The 17,647-nt window shown below is 61.8% G+C and carries 25 protein-coding genes; all 25 read left to right on the forward strand.

Features of this window, described 5'->3' with window-relative positions; translation table 11 throughout:
* Positions 1 to 820 (forward strand): site-specific integrase (locus LXM55_RS31575; RefSeq protein WP_233324030.1); only part of this gene is annotated, 820 nt, incomplete at its 5' end.
* A gap of 41 nt (positions 821 to 861) precedes the next feature.
* Positions 862 to 1,143 carry a hypothetical protein gene (locus LXM55_RS31580; protein WP_233324031.1) on the forward strand — a complete coding sequence of 94 codons (282 nt, stop codon included), beginning with the start codon at positions 862 to 864 and terminating at the stop codon, positions 1,141 to 1,143.
* Positions 1,140 to 1,589, forward strand: a complete 450-nt coding sequence (locus LXM55_RS31585; RefSeq protein ID WP_233324032.1) for a hypothetical protein — start codon at positions 1,140 to 1,142, stop codon at positions 1,587 to 1,589. The genes LXM55_RS31580 and LXM55_RS31585 overlap by 4 nt, the downstream gene beginning before the upstream one ends.
* A gap of 174 nt (positions 1,590 to 1,763) precedes the next feature.
* Entirely contained in the window at positions 1,764 to 2,018 is a 255-nt protein-coding gene (locus LXM55_RS31590; protein ID WP_233324033.1) for a hypothetical protein, read from the forward strand.
* Positions 2,015 to 2,503 carry a lysozyme gene (locus tag LXM55_RS31595; protein WP_233324035.1) on the forward strand — a complete coding sequence of 163 codons (489 nt, stop codon included), beginning with the start codon at positions 2,015 to 2,017 and terminating at the stop codon, positions 2,501 to 2,503. Before LXM55_RS31590 ends, LXM55_RS31595 begins: the two co-directional genes overlap by 4 nt.
* 135 nt (positions 2,504 to 2,638) lie before the next feature.
* A complete protein-coding gene (locus LXM55_RS31600; RefSeq protein ID WP_233324036.1) occupies positions 2,639 to 3,097 on the forward strand; it encodes a hypothetical protein in 459 nt (152 codons plus the stop codon).
* Positions 3,012 to 3,203 carry a hypothetical protein gene (locus tag LXM55_RS32880; RefSeq protein ID WP_442799802.1) on the forward strand — a complete coding sequence of 64 codons (192 nt, stop codon included), beginning with the start codon at positions 3,012 to 3,014 and terminating at the stop codon, positions 3,201 to 3,203. Before LXM55_RS31600 ends, LXM55_RS32880 begins: the two co-directional genes overlap by 86 nt.
* A complete protein-coding gene (locus LXM55_RS31605) occupies positions 3,200 to 3,502 on the forward strand; it encodes a hypothetical protein (protein WP_233324038.1) in 303 nt (100 codons plus the stop codon). Before LXM55_RS32880 ends, LXM55_RS31605 begins: the two co-directional genes overlap by 4 nt.
* Complete coding sequence (locus LXM55_RS31610; RefSeq protein WP_233324039.1) at positions 3,477 to 3,809, forward strand: HNH endonuclease; 333 nt, start codon at positions 3,477 to 3,479, stop codon at positions 3,807 to 3,809. The genes LXM55_RS31605 and LXM55_RS31610 overlap by 26 nt, the downstream gene beginning before the upstream one ends.
* 189 nt (positions 3,810 to 3,998) lie before the next feature.
* Positions 3,999 to 4,445 carry a phage terminase small subunit P27 family gene (locus LXM55_RS31615; RefSeq protein WP_233324041.1) on the forward strand — a complete coding sequence of 149 codons (447 nt, stop codon included), beginning with the start codon at positions 3,999 to 4,001 and terminating at the stop codon, positions 4,443 to 4,445.
* Positions 4,446 to 4,454: 9 nt separating this feature from the next.
* On the forward strand, positions 4,455 to 6,194 hold the full coding sequence (locus LXM55_RS31620) for a terminase large subunit (protein ID WP_233324042.1): 1,740 nt from the start codon (positions 4,455 to 4,457) through the stop codon (positions 6,192 to 6,194).
* Between the two features lie 2 nt (positions 6,195 to 6,196).
* Positions 6,197 to 6,430: a hypothetical protein gene (locus LXM55_RS31625; protein ID WP_233324044.1), complete on the forward strand. Its 234-nt coding sequence runs from the start codon at positions 6,197 to 6,199 to the stop codon at positions 6,428 to 6,430.
* Complete coding sequence (locus LXM55_RS31630; RefSeq protein ID WP_233324045.1) at positions 6,423 to 7,625, forward strand: phage portal protein; 1,203 nt, start codon at positions 6,423 to 6,425, stop codon at positions 7,623 to 7,625. Before LXM55_RS31625 ends, LXM55_RS31630 begins: the two co-directional genes overlap by 8 nt.
* Positions 7,615 to 8,274, forward strand: coding sequence for an HK97 family phage prohead protease (locus LXM55_RS31635; protein ID WP_233324046.1), 660 nt, complete (start codon positions 7,615 to 7,617; stop codon positions 8,272 to 8,274). The genes LXM55_RS31630 and LXM55_RS31635 overlap by 11 nt, the downstream gene beginning before the upstream one ends.
* Before the next feature lie 12 nt (positions 8,275 to 8,286).
* Positions 8,287 to 9,492 carry a phage major capsid protein gene (locus tag LXM55_RS31640; RefSeq protein WP_233324047.1) on the forward strand — a complete coding sequence of 402 codons (1,206 nt, stop codon included), beginning with the start codon at positions 8,287 to 8,289 and terminating at the stop codon, positions 9,490 to 9,492.
* Between the two features lie 41 nt (positions 9,493 to 9,533).
* A complete protein-coding gene (locus LXM55_RS31645; RefSeq protein ID WP_233324048.1) occupies positions 9,534 to 9,917 on the forward strand; it encodes a head-tail connector protein in 384 nt (127 codons plus the stop codon).
* Positions 9,914 to 10,294, forward strand: coding sequence for a head-tail adaptor protein (locus tag LXM55_RS31650; RefSeq protein WP_233324049.1), 381 nt, complete (start codon positions 9,914 to 9,916; stop codon positions 10,292 to 10,294). Before LXM55_RS31645 ends, LXM55_RS31650 begins: the two co-directional genes overlap by 4 nt.
* Entirely contained in the window at positions 10,272 to 10,772 is a 501-nt protein-coding gene (locus LXM55_RS31655; protein WP_233324050.1) for a hypothetical protein, read from the forward strand. Before LXM55_RS31650 ends, LXM55_RS31655 begins: the two co-directional genes overlap by 23 nt.
* A 41-nt stretch (positions 10,773 to 10,813) precedes the next feature.
* A complete protein-coding gene (locus LXM55_RS31660) occupies positions 10,814 to 11,410 on the forward strand; it encodes a Gp37 family protein (protein WP_233324051.1) in 597 nt (198 codons plus the stop codon).
* Positions 11,410 to 11,610, forward strand: coding sequence for a DUF2635 domain-containing protein (locus LXM55_RS31665; protein ID WP_233324053.1), 201 nt, complete (start codon positions 11,410 to 11,412; stop codon positions 11,608 to 11,610). Before LXM55_RS31660 ends, LXM55_RS31665 begins: the two co-directional genes overlap by 1 nt.
* Positions 11,607 to 13,103: a phage tail sheath subtilisin-like domain-containing protein gene (locus LXM55_RS31670; protein WP_233324055.1), complete on the forward strand. Its 1,497-nt coding sequence runs from the start codon at positions 11,607 to 11,609 to the stop codon at positions 13,101 to 13,103. The genes LXM55_RS31665 and LXM55_RS31670 overlap by 4 nt, the downstream gene beginning before the upstream one ends.
* 57 nt (positions 13,104 to 13,160) lie before the next feature.
* Positions 13,161 to 13,508: a phage tail tube protein gene (locus LXM55_RS31675; protein WP_233324056.1), complete on the forward strand. Its 348-nt coding sequence runs from the start codon at positions 13,161 to 13,163 to the stop codon at positions 13,506 to 13,508.
* Complete coding sequence (locus LXM55_RS31680; protein ID WP_233324057.1) at positions 13,508 to 13,807, forward strand: phage tail assembly protein; 300 nt, start codon at positions 13,508 to 13,510, stop codon at positions 13,805 to 13,807. Before LXM55_RS31675 ends, LXM55_RS31680 begins: the two co-directional genes overlap by 1 nt.
* 136 nt (positions 13,808 to 13,943) lie before the next feature.
* The gene (locus tag LXM55_RS31685) at positions 13,944 to 16,262 is read left to right on the forward strand and encodes a phage tail tape measure protein (RefSeq protein ID WP_233324058.1); all 2,319 of its coding nucleotides are present in this window, start codon (positions 13,944 to 13,946) and stop codon (positions 16,260 to 16,262) included.
* Entirely contained in the window at positions 16,255 to 17,643 is a 1,389-nt protein-coding gene (locus LXM55_RS31690) for a DNA circularization protein (RefSeq protein ID WP_233324059.1), read from the forward strand. The genes LXM55_RS31685 and LXM55_RS31690 overlap by 8 nt, the downstream gene beginning before the upstream one ends.
* Positions 17,644 to 17,647 lie beyond the last annotated feature (4 nt).

A 17,647-nucleotide genomic window follows, 5' to 3' on the forward strand; every position in this document is an offset into this window, starting at 1 on the left:
CGAACGCCTGGTGTTTCCTATGCAGGAAGTGCGCAGCCTGGCTTACACCCGGCAGGCGTTCGGCCTGGTCAAAACGGCATTCAAGCAAGCCGCCAAGCTCAAGATGCTTACCAGCAATCCGCTGGCCGACATGGTGTTTTCTGACTTCATCGACACGCCTATAAGGCCCAAGCCCTGCGCCCTTCGTCCGCACCAGTTGCCCGAGCTGATCAAGCGTCTGTCCGCTGCCGAGGTCCGGCTGACCGCTCATTGCATGTTGCCGCTGCTGATGCTGTGCCACGGCACGCGGATCAGTGAAACCCGTCTGGCCAAGTGGCAAAACCTGAGCCTTGAAGGGGATGGGGAATGGTTCCTGCCGGCGGCCGACACCAAGACCGACAGCGACCACCGCTTACCCCTGACCCGGCACACCGTGGCTTTGCTTCAGGCCTATAGAACCCGCCAGAAACAGGCCGGTTACTCGGGCGCCTATCTGTTCCCGCGTGGTGATGGCGACCCGATCACCGACAACCAAGCCCAAGAACGAATCAGCGCTATTGCTGCAGGGGAATGGAGCAGCCACGACCTGCGAAAGATTGCCCGCAGCATGTGGCTGGACCTGGGTATCGACTACTTCATTGGCGAGCTGCTGCTGAACCACGCCATGGACGACCTGCGCGCCGCGTACATCCATACCCACGCCGAAACCCTCAAGCGGGACGCCCTGGAGCGCTGGCACCTATGGCTTGAATCGCAAGGCCTCTCTTTTTTTGCCACCGAGACAGCACCGAGACACGGCGCCGTAGCGGACTCCCTCAACACCAACAACGGCGCGGCCTAGAGCCCCGTCAACCAATCAATTACTAAGGAGGATTTTAGGACATGAGCAAACAACCCGTTACCCTATTGGAACTGAGTGAGGATGTTTTCGGCAGTGATCTGGAACACATCAGTCAGTTGCCCCGGATGGCTGCCCGCTTGAATCACGAAATCGCTTTGACCGAGGTTCGGGAGTGGATCGAAGCAAGTCCGCTTTCAGAGCTGGACTACACGCGGTTGCGGTGGATTCTGGTAGTCCTGCGCCGGTCGAGACTGCATAGGCCGGAGCCGGTCCGGACGGCTCTTACCTGGCGGGAGCGGATCACCGGGAGGCTGAACCCATGAGCGGCATGATTGAGCAGCGAAGGTTTTCCGCTGATGAAATCTGCAAGACCTTTAGCGTGCCTTTAGAGCTTGCCACCGTGACGGGTAACGCCAAGGAGAAGAAGGCCGCCACCAAGCGGCAGCAGAAGCGCCGGGAGAAGCTGAAAGAGCAGGGCGTTAAGGAGTTTTCGCCCAAGTTCTGGCCGGGTGTGCTGGCCATGCTCGACAACTCTCGAACGGTTCGCGGCGGCTGTGACGGGCCGTACTCAGTTGAGGAATACATTGTCGCCCTGGTGCGCGAGGATGCGGCCCGGCTGGAAGGTCAGATAGCAGACGCGCAGCGCTACCCGTGCAACCAATGCGGCAAGACACTGCCCACGGGTTGCGGCGGTGCCTTCAAGGGCGAGCTTGCGTGCCTGCACACTCCGGCAGCCTGGAAACTGAGGATTCCAACTGTCGATGCGTGACGGGTAACGCCATGGTCAAATTCGGTTGGACGTCGGTTGGCTGTACTTGCTTGGCCCAGTTCCGTACCTTTTTGTTCATCGTGGCGTGTTTGCGTTCACGGCCCTAACAATCAATTTCACCCCGAAGCCCTGGCAGCCATCTGCCGGGGCTTTTTGCTGTCTGGAGCCTGGCAAATGAACAGATTCACACGGGCGAAGCTCGCCATGGTCGCCCTGGTGCTTTTGTTCGCCTCGGCCTGCCGAAACGCCAAGGCGGAAACGGTAGAGCGGGCACTGATAGTGCCCCCGGCGACGTATGCCGGCGCAACGCTCTTTGGTGCGCCTGTTACCAGCGTGACGCAATGGGTAATGCTGCTTTATGGCCTGTCCTTGTTCGCCTGGCATATCAAAACCAAGTGGTTGGCCAAGAAGCCGGAGGCTCAAGGATGAAGCTGCCACGCGGCCTAGTGCTGCCACTTGCGGCCGGCTTTATGCCGGTCCTGTTGGCCCTGGTGATGTTCTTCGAAGGGTGCCGGCTTACTGCCTATCAGGACGGCGCCGGAGTCTGGACGATCTGCTACGGCCACACCCTGGGCGTGAAGCGCGGCGACGTTGCCACAGTAGGCCAGTGCATGGCCTGGCTGCAGCAGGATCTGCAGGCGTCCATAAGCGCCGTTGACAAGCGCTTGAAGCCCGATGTTGGCTGGCTCTGTCGCGTGGCCAATGTCGATTGGGTGTTTCAGTTCGGCGAGACGCGCTATCGCCGTTCTACGTTGCTGGCTCGCTTCAATGCCGGCGACCGCTACGGGGCCCCTGATGAGTTCTTGCGGTGGGTCTACGTTGACGGCAAGGACTGCCGCCTGGCCGCGTCCAACTGCGGCGGCGTTGTCACTCGGGCCCAGGTGCGGCGAGAGCTGTGCCTCGCTGCGCCATGAGGGTGCAGCGCTATCAAGTTCGATTCACTGACGGCCGGGCCGCGACTGTCCTCGACATGGACGGCGAGGCACCGGCCGCCGTCATTGCGTGGCTCTCGACCTACTTCCGGCCGGGCCTTGTGCAAGAGGTTGTCCATGTCACTTAACCCCCTGGTCGCTGCTGTAAGCGGCCTTGTTGTCGTTTCGGCGCTCTGGTTTGCCGATCATTCAATCATGGTCCGTGACGCTGCCTTGAAGGAAGCTCGCGACCGTTCCGACCAGATCGACGAATTGACCCGATACAGCGACAGCCTGCAGCAGGTGGTCAGTGATCGCGCCGAGCTGCAGGACCGGCTGACCGATATCAGCCGGGCAAGTCAGCAAGTGCTGACAGTCCTTGACGGGCAGACCGTCTTAATCAATCGCAACATGTCCGAGCTTAAGCGCAATGACAAAGCAATCTTTGACTACCTGGGCAGTCCTGTCCCTGTTGCTATCGGGCTGCGGTACGCAAGACCTGAAACAACCGATCCCGCAGCCTACCGCGCCGCTGCCGCAGGTGTGCAGCCTGGTGCCGTGTCGTCTGCCGGGGCGTCCGCCGCTGGCTCTCACTGAGTCGGCTTACACCGCGCTCGATGAGGCGGAAGACGCCTTGACCAAGTGCGCCGCCCAGGTGCTGGACTGCATCCAGAAACAAGCAGCCGCAGGGGGTCAGCGGTGAGTGGATTCCGCGAGATAGAAAAGCGGATCAGGCGCCGGCTTAAAAGGGCCAAGGCATCTGGATACTTATCCGGCTTCGAAGTGTTTTTTGTTGAGAAGCTTCTGTCGAGGGCCTGCTGCATGCGGGCCAGGGTTCGCAAGATGCATGACGAAGCCTATCGGCGTGCTGTGCAAGAACTGCTGAACGCTGAAAGTATTTTCTGGCTTAAGGCCCTCTATCAACGGGAGTTGCGCCGCAATGCCACCAAGAGCGAAACGCCCGTGCCGGTCCCCCATGTGTCCGGGCAAGACGCAGAGTGACCACGGCTACTGTGATGCTCATGCACACCTGGCCAGCGGCTGGAGCCGCCCAGGTCGAGGCACTGCAGAGCAGCGCGGCTATGACTGGGCATGGCGCAAGAAGCGGGCCGCTGTCCTCAAGCGGGACCGTTACCTGTGCCAGTGCGAAAACTGCAAAGGTTGCCGCCTTCCGGCGTCGGAAGTTGACCACGTAATACCTAAACACCTGGGTGGAACGGATGATTTTTACAATCTGGCAGCGATAAACAGCGACTGCCACCGCCTGAAAACGCAGCGCGAGGCCCTGGCGGCGCGTCTGCGAACGTGAGCGGAAAAACGTCAAAAAATCGTCGAAAATCCGAAAAAGGGGAGGGGGGGTGAAAATCTCTGCAGCTTTTCGCCTTCTCCACCGATCGCCCAGCCTTTTTCTTACAGCCGCGAAATTAAAAAAAATCGATTTTTGGGAAAACAGGGGGCTTGATCAATGGGAAGGCCCGCAAAGCCAACCGCGCTAAAGATGCTCCAGGGCAACCCGGGCAAGCGAAAGCTCAACAAAGAAGGCCCCGCGCCGGACCCGCTGGCCGAAGTGCCGGAGGTGCCAGGCTGGCTTGGCGAGTGGGGCGCCGAGGCCTGGGAAATGGCCGCGCCCTGGTTGACCAAGGCCGGGATCATGACCCGAACCGACACCCACAACCTGGCCGCCTTCTGCGCGGCTTACCAGCGGTGGCGCGACGCAGAAGCTGAGGTCGCCACTGTCGGCGTTACCGTAACGGACAAAAAAGGGGTTCTGAAAAAGAACCCCGCTTGCACGGTGATTAACGAGTCGTTGCGCCAGATGGCCACCTTTGGCAGCGCGCTGGGGCTCGACCCTGCAAGCCGTGCGCGCCTGACTGGTGGAGGTGGGAAAGAGAAACCCGAGAACCCGTTCCTTTTGATCAAGGGAGGCAGGGCCGCCGCGAAGTGAGTTAACCCCATGGCCAGCTACCCGAGCGTAAACGGTGCGAACAAGTACGCCCGGGACGTGGTGGCGGGGAAGATCCCGGCGGGCAAGTGGGTCCGCAAGACCTGCCAGCAGCATCTAGACGACCTGGCGGCATCGAAGAAACGCGGCTTTCGGTGGACGTTCGACCGTGACCGCGCTGAGGCTGTTTGTGAGTTCGTCCAGTTGCTGCCCCATGCAAAGGGCAAGTGGGCCGGGCAGAAAGAGCTGATCAGGCTGCAGCCCTGGCAGCTGTTTATCTTCTGCGCGATTTTCGGATGGGTCGATAAGAAGACCCGGCGGCGCCGATATCGCGAGGTCTACATTGAAGTGCCGCGCAAGAACGGCAAGAGCGTCAAGGCGGCCGGCGTGGGGCTGTTCATGCTGTGTATGGACGGCGAGTTTGGTGCCGAGGTGTATTGCGGCGCGACCACCGAGCGGCAGGCCTGGGAGGTGTTCAAGCCGGCGCGCCAGATGGTCAGGCGCACCCCGCAACTGATCGAGGCGTTCGGCATTCAGGTTGCAGCTAAAAACCTGTCGATCACGGACGACGAAAGCAAGTTCGAACCGCTGATTGGCGACCCTGGCGACGGGCAGTCGCCGAGCTGCGCCCTGGTCGATGAGTTCCACGAACACCAGACGGCGGCGCTCTATGAAACCATGCTGACCGGTATGGGCGCCCGTGAGCAGCCACTGATGTTCGTCATTACCACGGCGGGCTACAACATCGCCGGTCCGTGCTACATGCAGCGTAACCAGCTGATCGACAAGCTGAACGGCACCGTTCCGAATGATGAACTTTTCGGGATCATCTACACAATCGACGAGGACGACGATTGGAAAGACCCGGCTGCGCTGCGCAAGGCAAACCCGAATTACGGCATATCGGTTGACGCTGAGTTTCTGCGCAAGCGGCAGTTAGACGCCATCCGTTACCCGTCACGGCAGAACGCTTTTAAAACAAAGCATCTGAATATTTGGGTGAGTGCCAAACAGGCCTGGCTAAACATTGCCGACTGGGAGGCCTGCGGCGATCCAACGTTGACCCTTGACCAGTTCCTGGGCAAGCCCTGCTGGGTCGGTGTTGACCTGGCCAGCAAATCGGACATGACCGCCGTGGCCCTGGTGTTCCGTGACAAGGTGGAGCTTGTCGCCGGCAGCGGCAAGCTGGTGGACCGCTGGACGGTGTTCTGCCGGTCCTACTTGCCAGAGGGGGCCATTGAGCGGGCCGGGCCGAACAAAGACGCCTATCAGGCTTGGGCGAACGCCAATCACCTGGAGCTGTGCGACGGCGAGGAAATGGACTTTGACTTGGTGCGCGATGACATCGCGGATCTGTCGCAAATGTTCGACATTCAGGAAATCGCTTACGACAAGTGGCGGGCCACTCAGTTGGCCCACCAGCTGCTTAAGGATGGCGCGGAGGTGGTCGAGGTTGGCGGCGGTATTGCCACCATGAACTTGCCTATGCGCGAGCTTGAAGCGGCCTTGCTGTCGCGTCGGTTCCGCCATTCCTGTGACCCGGTGTTGACCTGGCAGGCCGGCAACGTGGTTACACGCGAATACAAGGGCTGTTTGACCCCGCAGAAGGCCGACGAAGGCAAGACCAACTTGCGCAAGATTGACGGCCTGGTGGCTGTCCTTATGGCCATGTCGCGGGCGCTGCTGACGGATGCGCCGAGAGACGCAACCCTTTCTGAACACCTTGAATCCCACGGGATACGGACACTTTAACCATGACTTTCAACGAGAAAGCACGGGCCTTGCTGAGCAAGGCCCGCGTAGGACTCTGCGCGCTCGGGCGCTGGGCGGCAGATCGCGTGACCGATTCGGCCGGTGTTGTGGGCCTTGGATTGCTCGGGCGCGGGCTTTGGCTGGAGTTCGGCGAATCCTGGGCGCTTATGGTCGTGGGAGCGGTGCTGATGGCGTTGGCTGTTGTTTCTGCAGTACGGGGGGAGACTGATGTTTAAACGCATGCTCTCGCGCAAGAGCGCCGGCAGTGCTGCGCTGGACACCCCGGAGAAGATCGCCAAGGCCCTGGGGCTGGACTACTCGGCCTTTGCTGGCCAGCAGCTTACCCCGCGCCGGGCCATGCACCTTGTGACGGTTTTTAGCTGTGTGCGGGTGCTGGCCGAAGGGGTGGGGATGCTGCCCTGCAAGCTGTTCAAGAAAAACGGGCGTGTTCGTCTTCCTGACCATGAGCACCCCGTCGGCCGGCTGCTGTACATCCAACCCAATGAATACATGACCCCCCAGGAGTTTTGGGAACTGCTGGTGGTGTGCCTGATGCTGCGGGGCAACTTCTATGCCTACAAGGTCGTTGTAGCCGGCAAGGTGCAGGAGCTGCTGCCAATCGACCCCGGCGCGGTTCGGCCCCGCCTGACTGAGGACTGGCAGCTGGTCTATGACGTCACTTGGCGCAACGGCGAAACCGAGACGCTGACACAGGCGGAAATCTGGCATGTACGGCTGTTCACCCTGGACGGCATCACGGGGCTTAACCCGGTTTCCTATGCGCGGCAATCCATTGCCCTGGGGCTCTCGACCGAAGAACACGGCGCCCAGCTGTTCAGCAATGGCGCGGTAACAAGTGGCGTGCTGACCACTGAACAGAAGCTGACAGACGAGTCTTTCAGCCGACTGAAAACGCAGTTCAACGAGGAGCACGCCGGCCTGAGCAATGCGCATAAGCCGATGATTCTGGAAATGGGCCTGCAGTGGAAGCCGGTAAGCCTGAACCTTGAGGACAGCCAGTTTCTGGAAACCCGCAAGTACCAGCGCGCCGAGGTCTGCGGTCTGTTCCGGGTGCCCCCGCACATGATTGCGGACCTTGAAAAAGCCACGTTTTCGAACATCGAACAGCAGGGCGCGGGGTTCCTGAATTACTCCCTGGTGCCAATTCTGACCCGTGTTGAGGGACGGGTTCGGGTCGGCTTGCTCAAGCCGGAAGAACAGCTAACCCACTTCGCCAAGTTCAACACCAGCGCCCTGCTGCGCGGCGACCTGAAGTCGCGCATGGAGGCCTACGGCAAGGGCATCCAGTGGGGCATGTGGTCGCCCAATGACTGCCTTGAAAAAGAGGACGAGAACCCCCGCGAAGGCGGCGACGTGTACCTGACCCCGATGAACATGACGACCAACCCCGAGGCAGCCAATGGAGATTAAAAAACTGTTCGTCCCGCTGGACTTAAAAGAGGTCAGCGATACGGGCGACTTTGAGGGCTACGGCTCAGTGTTCGGCGTGCGTGACCTGGGCTACGACATTGTGATGCCGGGGGCCTTTACCAAGACCCTGGCGGCCTGGGCGGCCAAAGGCAAGTTGCCGCCTGTGCTGTGGCAGCACAACGTCGAAGAACCCATCGGCCCGCATCTGGAGATGCGAGAGGATGAAAAAGGCCTGTACGTCCGGGGTCGCCTGTTGATCGACGCGGACCCCCTGGCCAAGCGGGCGCATGCCCACATGAAGGCCGGCAGTGTGACCGGGTTGTCTATTGGTTACGTGCTGAAAGACTACGAATGGTCCCGGGACAAAGAGGCCTATTTGCTCAAGGAAATTGAGCTGTGGGAAGTCTCTGTAGTCACGTTCGCCATGAACGAAGAAGCCAGCGTCACCGCCGTTAAGTCGGCGCTGGACCGTGGGGAGATTCCGGCCCCCAGCAAAATGGAAAGAGCCCTGCGCGAGGTAGGGCTAAGCCACACCCAGGCCAAGAGTTTTATGGCCAAAGGCTACAGCGCACTGGCGCCGCGAGAGGCGGACGACAGCGCCGGGCTGGCCGCTTTGAAATCCCTAGTCAACCGAATCCCTGTTAGTTAAGGAGGGCCTTTTATGCCCGTAGATAGTCAAGACGTACAGCAAGTTGCCGAAGCCCTGGGCGCTCGTTTCGACGAGTTCAAGAAACTCAATGATCAGCGCCTGGACGGCATTGTTCAGGAGAAAGGCAAACTCGCCGAGCAAGTCGAAAAACTCAATGGCCAGCTGACCGAGCTGGAAAGGAACAAGACCGAGCTTGAAACCGAGCTGAAAAGTCAGCGCCGCCCAGGTGGTGGCCCGCCGGTTTCCAAGGTCCTGGCCGAGCACAAAACCGCTTTCGGTATGTTCGTGCGCAAGGGGCTTGAAGACGGCCTGCGCGATCTGGAGCGCAAGGCGCTGAACACTGCCACCGATGAAGACGGCGGCTTTGCGGTGCCGGAGGATCTTGACCGGGCGTTGATCGAGCTGGCCCGTGAAACTTCCGTCATGCGCCAGGAGTGCAATGGCATCACCCTGGGCGGCACAGGTTATAAGAAGCTGGTGAACCTCGGCGGCGCAACTTCTGGCTGGGTCGGCGAGAGTGATCCGCGCCCGGCGACAGGTACGCCGAAGCTCAAAGAGGTCAAGCCGACCTGGGGAGAAATCTACGCAAACCCACAAGCCACTCAGGGCATGCTCGATGACAGTTTCTTCGATGTCGAAAAATGGCTCTCTGGCGATGTGAACATTGAGTTTTCCGAGCAGGAAGAAGCCGGCTTCAGCTATGGCGATGGGGTCAACAAGCCAAAGGGGCTGTTTGCGTTCCCCACTGATGACAAGGACGACAAAACCCGCGACTACGGCAAGCTGCAGCACATGCTGGCCAGTGGCGCGAAGCTGAACGCTGATGAGCTGATGGCACTCATTTATACCCTGCGCAAGCCTTACCGCTCTGGCGCAAAGTGGATGATGAACGGGCTTTCTCTGATGGCCTGTCGTTTGCTCAAGAACGCCGAGGGTGATTATCTGTGGCGCCCTGGCCTGGCTGAGGGCGCGCCGTCGATCCTGCTGGGCTATGGCATCGCCGAGAACGAGGAAATGCCGGATATCGCGCCCGGTGTGCAGCCAATCTCCTTCGGCAACTACAAGCGGGCTTACACCATCATCGACCGTATTGGTACCCGCGTATTGCGCGACCCCTACACCAACAAGCCCTATGTTGGCTTCTACACCACCAAGCGCGTCGGGGCCATGCTGGAAAACAGCCAGGCTGTAAAAATGCTCAAGATGGGAGCCGCTTAAGCGGCAGGAGGCGGGGCCGCGCAAGCGGCCCCTGTGCGTGCATGCTGACGCTTGAGCAAATCAAGGAACAGTGCCGCCTGGAGCAGGACGAAACCCAGGAAGACCGCTTGCTGATGGCCTACGGGCGCGCAGCCTGGCGTCTGGTTGAAACCTCGACCGGGCGCCGATTGTTCCAGGTTGTGCTGCCCGAGGATGCGCCGGCCAATGCCGGCGCCGATGAGGTGTATTTGCGCGGTCTGCTGCCGCCAGATGCGCCGGAGAATTCGTTACCCGTAACGGATGACTTAACCCTGGCCATGCTGATGTTGGTTGCCCACTGGCATCGTAACCGCGAGGCGGTCACGGAAGCCGGCGCTATGGACTCCAAGGCGCTGCCCTTGGCGTTTGAAGCTCTGGTCGGCCCTTACCGCTGGTTCTCGCTATGAGGCCGCCAGAAACTGGGGAGCTGCAGCACCGGGTCCAGGTGCGGCTGCGGGCTGATCACGCGCAGCGCGACGGTCCGGGCCTGGAGTCTGAGTTTATTCCGGTGGCCTCGCGCTGGGCCAAGATTGAACCGCTCGGGACGGCGACGTATCAAGGCACGGTGCAAACCGGGAATGTGATTACCCACCGGGTCTACTTCCGCTATGTGCCAGGCCTCGACGCCCGGCATGAAATCGTCGAGGACGGCCAGGTGTTCCGGGTCAAGCGGCCCAGCACCATCGGCGGGCGTAACGTCTGGTCGGTGATCGAGGTCGAAGAAGTCCAAAGCGGCGCCGTAGACGCCGGGGAGGTGATCGGTGACGAATTCCGCTTCCGTTGACGGTTACATGCATATCGAGGGCTTCGAAGCCTTCGAACGTGACGCTTTCGACAAGCGCCAGGTACGCGCAGGGATGCGCAAGGCCGGCCTGTTGGTCCTGCAGCGGGCACAGATGAACCTGGCTCTAGGCAAGGGGCAGGCGGGTTATCCGGTCAACCGCACTGGGGCAACCTTGCATTCGATCAATGCCAAGGTTTCCCGGTCGGGTTTCTTGGTGCGCGTCGCTCCTTCCAAGTCCAAGGACATGGCCGCGTTTTACCCCGCGTACCTGCATTACGGGGTGCGCAATGGTCCCCGCATCAAGGGGCGAGGCGGCAAGCGCCGCGCCCGCGGCGAGCGACAGGCGCTGCGCGAGGCCCGCCGGCAATCGGGTTGGCGGATTGCCCCGCGTGATAACTACATGAGCGATGCCCTGCAAGACTCCCGCGCTGACGTACAACGGGTGTTGCAGGCGGCCTTTGCCGCTGCCCTGAACTGAAACCTACGGCCCCCCTTGGGCCCCTACCTGAGCCCTTTGATATGCGAATTACTCCAATCGTGGAGCAGCTGCGCGCCCGTTGCCCGGGTTTCCACGAGCGGGTGGCCGGCGCGCTGGACTGGAACCCCACGCAAGCCAGCGCCCTGGTCGAGTTGCCGGCGGCGTTTGTGATCCCTACGGGCGATGAAGCCGACCCGCCGGCCTCGCAGAACGTGGTTACTCAGACCGTGCGCGACTCGATAGACGTGTGCGTTGTGCTGCGCAACGTTGACGAACGCGGCCAGGCCGCTGCCGATCAGTTGCATTCAGTCCGGGCAAGCCTATTTCGCGCCCTGGTCGGCTTTGAGCCAGATCAGGACATGGGTTGGCTTGAGTACGACAGCGGCGCCCTGCTGGTGATCGACCGTGATCGGGTGGTTTACCGCTTCCGGTTCGTTGCCGAGTTCACGCTAGGCAATGTGCACTGGTCCGGACTCGGCACCCCCGAGACGTGGCAAGAGTGGTTCCTTGCCGGGCTTCCCCCGTTGGCAGGTGTAGACATGGCCGTCGACTTTATCGATCCGATGGCCGACAAAAACTTAGCCCCGACCGGACCTGACGGCCGGATCGAGCTAACAACTCGCGAGGACTTCCCGTAATGCAATCCATGATTCATGTGAAGCCGGCGCCGGGGCGTGACTGCCCGGTTCCGGAAGACGGCGGCCGCCTGTTGCCTGCAGATGGGCGGCCGGTGGCTCTCAATGCCTGGTGGCAACGCCGGCTCAATGACGGTGACGTGGTGCGGGTCGAGGATCTGCCGGCCGCTGAAACCAAGCCTGCGAAAGGGGGCAAAGCATGATCAGCTTTAACAACATTCCATCTGATATCCGCGTTCCGCTGTTCTACGCCGAGGTTGATAACTCGATGGCGAACACCAGCGGCGGCGGTGCGCTGCGCCGGCTGATCGTCGGCCAGGTGAACGAAGGTGTCACCAGTTCCGAAGTCGGCCGCCTGGTCCTGGTGACGCGCCCGGCCGATGTTCTGGATATCGGCGGCGCCGGCTCGATGCTCGCGGCTATGTACAACAAGCATCGGGCCATCGACGTGGCCGGCGAGGTCTGGTGTCTGCCGCTGACCGTGACCGAAGGCGCGGCGGCCAAGGGCACCGTTACGGTAACGGGCACGACCTCGGCGCCGGGCCTGGTCAATCTGTACATTGCTGGCCAGCGCGTGCGGACCAGCGTCACCGCGTCCATGTCCGCCGAAGCGGTGGCCACGGCCATTGCGGCACGGGTTAACGAGTCGATCGATCTGCCGGTCACTGCCACGGCGGCTGGCCCGGTGGTCAACCTGTTGGCTAAGTTCAAGGGCGACCTCGGCAACGATATCCGCATTGAACTGAACCGCCTGGGACGGCCTTCTGGCGAAGAAACGCCGCCAGGCCTGACCCTGGTGGCGGGTGTGATGACTGGCGGGCTTGGCGCGCCGGACATGGCCGCCGCGCTGGCGGCGCTGGGGGATGAACCGTTCGAATTTATCTGTCAGCCCTGGAGCGATACGGCCACGCTCGACGCCTGGAAAGCGACGATGGACGACACGGCCGGGCGCTGGTCCTGGGCCAAGCAGCTCTATGGCCATGTTTACAGCGCCAAGCGCGGCAGTGTCGGCGAGCTGGTGGCCGCCGGCCGGGCCCGCAACGACCAGCACATGACGTTGCACGGCTTCGAACGCGGGTTGCCACAGCCGGTGTGGGAAGTGGCCGCGCAATATGCGGCGCGAACGGCGGTGTTCATCAGTGCCGACCCCGGCCGGCCAACGCAGACCGGCACCCTGTCGGGCATCGATCCAGCCCCGGCCAGCGACCGCTTTACCCTGACCGAGCGTCAATCGCTGCTGAGCTACGGCATTGCCACCGCGTACTACGAGGGCGGCTCTTATCGCATTCAGCGTGCCGTGACGACCTACCAGCGCAACGCTTACGGCCAGGCCGATACGTCCTACTTGGACAGCGAGCCGCTGCACCAGTCGGCACATGTGATTCGCAACCTGCAGGGCCGTATTACCAGCAAATACGGCCGTCACAAGCTGGCCAACGATGGGACCAGCTTTGGCCCGGGCCAGGCCATCGTGACGCCGCTGGTGATCCGGGGCGAACTGGTGGCGGCATATGGCGAGCTGGAGCGCGCCGGACTGGTCGAGAACATGGAGCTGTTCAAACAACACCTGATTGTTGAGCGCGACGCGAAAGACCCGAACCGCATCGCGGTGCTGTTCCCGCCGGATCTGGTCAACCAGCTGCGCGTCCTGGCCCTGTCGTATCAATTCCGGCTGCAGTACCCCGACGCGGCCTAAACCTTACCGATTTACCCCGGCCCGCCTTGTGCGGGCCTTTTTGTGGAGCCCCTTTTTATGGGTCAGAAAGTTGCAGGTACTTGTTACATCAAAGTCGATGGCGATCAGCTGGTAATCACGGGAGGCGTAGAGGCGCCGCTGTCAAAGGTCAAGCGCGAAACCATCATCAAGGGCTATTTCAAGGAGGAAGACCGCACGCCTTTTCTCAAGGTTGACGCAGTGAAAACCCCGAATTTCCCCGTGGCCAAGTTGTCCGGCGGCACAAACATGACCGTCACCGCTGAATTCAAGGACGGCAGTAGTTACGTGCTGTCCGGTGCCTACCTGGTCGATGACGTAAACGTCACCGGGGATGACGGCAAGGTTTCTCTCAACTTCGAAGGCATCGCAGGAGACTGGCAGTAATGAGCATCGTAACTATTGACCTGAGTACACCGATTCAAGCCCACGGTGAAACCCTGACCGCCCTGGAGCTGCGCCGGCCCACCGTGCAGGACTGCCGCGATATCAAAGCGCTGCCGTACAAGATCGACAAAGACGAGTCGGTTTCCCTGGATCTGGACATTGCCAGCAAGTACATCGCCGTTTGTGCCGGCATTCCCCCGGGTTCTGTTGGCCAGCTGGAACTGCACGACTTCAACGGCATTGCCTGGGCGGTTGCGGGTTTTTTCATGGCTGCCGCTTCGCCGAAATCGGAGAGCTGACCGAGCTGGCCTACGACCTGGCCTGGTACTGGAAAACCAGCCCGGAACAGGTCAAGGCCTGGCCCCTGGACGTGCTGTTCGAAAGTGAAGAACACGCGCACCGAATACAGCGGCAGACCGCATCAGGGGGTGAATGATGGCGGACAGATTCCAGCTAAAGGCGTTGATAACCGGCGTCGATAAGCTGTCGCCAGTACTGACCGGGATTCGCAAGAACGCGGCCAATCTGCGCAAGCAGTTGAACAGTTCGGGCCTTGGGAAAATCACGTTCGGCGATGCGATCCAGGGAGGGGCCATCGCGGCCCCGTTCGTGATGGGCGTGCAAGCGGCGATCAAGTTTGAAAGCGCCATGGCGGACGTTAAGAAGGTCGTTAACTTCGAGACGCCCGCGCAGTTCAAGGCGATGAGCGCGGACGTTCTGAACCTGTCCGAACGCCTGCCGATGGCGGCGGACGGAATCGCCAAGATCGTTGCGGCCGGCGGTCAATCAGGTATCGAACGGACAGACCTGATGCAGTTCGCCGAGGACGCGGTAAAAATGGGCGTGGCCTTTGACCAGACGGCCGAGCAGTCCGGCGAGATGATGGCCAAGTGGCGCACGGCGTTCCGCATGAATCAGGCCGAAGTTGTCACGCTCGCGGATCAAATCAACTACCTGGGCAACACGGGGCCGGCGACCACCGCGCAAATTTCCTCAATAATCACTGAAATCGGCGCGCTGGGCGAGGTGGCCGGTTTGAGTTCGGCGCAGGTGGCGGCCATCGGTGCCACCATGGCCGGCGTTGGGGTTAAGCAGGACGTAGCGGCAACGGGCATCAAGAACTTCATGCTGGCCATGACCAAGGGATCAGCGGCAACGAAGTCTCAGGCCCAGGCGTTCAAGGCCTTGCGGCTGGACTCCAAGCAAGTAGCAGTGGCTATGCAGAAGGACTCCAAGGCCACTATGTTGGATCTGCTTAAGCGGATATCGGAGATTGACGCCGCCAAGCGCCCGGCCTTGCTGACAAACTTGTTCGGCAGTGAGTCCGTAGGTGCGATCACGCCGCTTATCACCAACCTTAAGTTGCTGGAGGGGAACCTAACGAAGGTCGGTGACGCGGAGCAGTATGGCGGCTCAATGCTGGACGAATACACGGCCCGCGCCGCGACCACTGAAAACTCCCTGCAGCTGCTGCAGAACCGCGTAACTCGCCTGGGCATCACAGTGGGTAACGCCCTGTTGCCGCCGCTCAATGACTTTGTGGCTGTGGTCGGGCCGATTGTCAGCAAGGTGGCCGAGTTCGCCGGGCAGAATCCTGCCTTGGTCAAGGGCATCCTTGGCGCTGCCGTTGGGTTCACGGTGCTGCGCCTGGCAGCGGCTGGTGTTACTGCTGCGCTGTCTCTGATGGGCGCTATAGCGACGATGAGCCCCATAGGTCTGATCGTGCGCGGGATCGCGATTGCGGCCGGCGTGTTGATTGCCAACTGGTCAACGGTCGGGCCGTACTTCGAAAAGCTCTGGCAGCAAATCAAGGGCCCGGCCCTGATTCTGTGGGGCTGGTTCAAGCAGGCGTTCCGCTGGACGCCTCTCGGCATGATCGCGGCGAACTGGGGGCAACTGATCCCGTTTTTCGTGCGGCTGTGGGAGCAGGTCAAGGCGCCGGCCATGGCGGCCTGGGAGTTCCTGAAAGCCGGCCTGAGCTGGACGCCCATCGGTATGGTGATTCAGAACTGGGGCCCGTTGGTCGAGCTGTTTAGCTCGGTTTGGGAGCTGATCAAAGCTTTCTCTGTGCCGTTTCTTGAGCACATGAAAACCATGTTCGACTGGACGCCGCTCGGGCTGATCGTCAAGCACTGGGGGCCGATCACGCAGTTTTTCCAAGACCTTTGGAGCGACCTGAAACCGATCATCGAACCGATGATGAAGTTTCTCGGGGTCAGCTCTGACGGTGACGGTGTGATCAATGCGGCGTCGTCGAAGATCCGCGAATGGGCGGAGCAGCAGAACGCACGCAACGGCGAAGGCCTGCCGACCCCCGGCCAGTTGGTCAAGCCGATTGCTGCAGCGCCTGAGCTGCTGCCGCAGGCGACGCAGGTAGCCAGCCTGCTACGCGCTCCAGCGAACGACAGCGGGCCGCTGGTGCAACCGGCGCCGCTGCAGGTGGTGGCAGCGGCAAAGACCCTGCCGGGGCCGCTGCCGGCGCCGGCAGGTGTCAAGGCGCTGCTGCCAGAAGCCGAAGGCCGGCCGCCGGTATCGGCCCGGTCCGGCATCGGCTCGGGCAGTCTGCCGGCCGAGCGCGGGTCGCTGATTCAGAAAACGGCCGCGTCACAGCGGACCGAGCTGACCGGCGCCATGGTCGTGCGTTTCGAGAACGCGCCGGCCGGCATGCGGGCGGACCCGGCGCAAACCAATCAACCCGGGCTGTCGGTTAGCCCGCAGGTGGGCTACCGGTCCTTAGGGGGGAGGAATGGCTGATAAGCCGGATACGTGGCGTGAACAGTTGCACCCGGCGAGCTTTCGCGGCGTGCCGTTCTACGTTGACAGCGACGCAACGCCGGTCGGGCGACGGACTCAGTTGCATGAATATCCCCAGCGGGACCGGCCGCAGGTGGAAGACATGGGCGCCAAGACCCGAGAGATAAAGCTCGATGCGTTCGTGATCGGCGATGACTGCCTGTTCCAGCGGGACAACCTGCTGCATGCGCTGGATACGCCCGGCTCCGGCGAGCTGGTGCACCCCTGGTTCGGTCGTCTGCAGGTGACTGCCGCCGAGGGTTGCGAGGTGTCGCACGAACGCCGGGCTGGGGGCCTGGTGCGCTTCGCCCTGGTGTTCGTCGAAGCCGGGGAGAAGGGCTACCCGGTCGGGGTTAAGCGCCAGTCTGTGCAGGTCGAGGAAGACTCAGAGGGCCTGCTTGAGTCGGCCATTGCTCGCTACAAGCAAGCGATGGCCGTGGTAGACCGGACGCGGATGGCTATTGCGGTGCTGCAGAACGGCATAGCCGGGATTCAGCAGGTGATTCAGCAGGAGTTCGGGCAGCTGCTGGGCATTGTCAGTTCGGTTGAAGCGCTTGCCGACATGCTGACGAATGCCCCCGGCAACTTCGCGGCGATGATCCGCGCACAGTTCGCCGGGGTCGGGGGCCGCTCGCGGTCGTCGGGCTACCGCTGGCAGCCTTCCAACGGCGCGCACAGCGCGGCAGCGGTCGAAGCTGATCCGGAGTTCGCCCGGACCGTTGCGCGCCTGGCAGGCGCCGAACAGGACGCTCCAAGCCTGGATGAGGCTTCGCGGGATATTGCAGCGAAAACTGAGCTGGCACAGGGGCTGAGCGAGGAAATCAAGCGCGACGCCGAAGCTGTCACGCCGGCCGGTGGTCAGGCGACGGCAGCTGCGGTGCTGGCTGCGCGTGAGCTGATGCGTGATGCCCTGATCGTTCACGCGGCGCGCTCGGCGGCCTCGATGCCGGTTGTGCCGGCACCGGTCCCCTTGCCAGGTGTGCCGGTGGTCGAGCAGCAGGTATCGGCGCCGATCACTCGGCCCGAGGTGCCGGCAGCGGCGGACGTGATCGAGCTGCGCGAAGCGCTGAACGATGCGCTGTGGTCGGCCGCCCTGGTGGCCCCCCATGAGCATTTCCAGGTTCTGGAAGCGCTGCGCAAGAGCGCCAAAGCGCATCTGTCAGAAGTCGCGGCCGCCGGGGTGCGCCTGGTGGTGGTCGAGCGCAAGGAAAGCCTGCCGGCGGTCGTGCTGGCTTATCAGTGTTTCGGCGACGCCTCCCGTGCCGAGGAAATCGTTACGCGTAACAAAGTCTCGCACCCCGGGTTTCTGCCGGCGGGTGCGCTGTACGTCGCCCAGGAGTAACCCC

The sequence above is a fragment of the Pseudomonas sp. Au-Pse12 genome, assembly GCF_021341665.1.
Taxonomy (GTDB): Bacteria; Pseudomonadota; Gammaproteobacteria; order Pseudomonadales; family Pseudomonadaceae; genus Aquipseudomonas.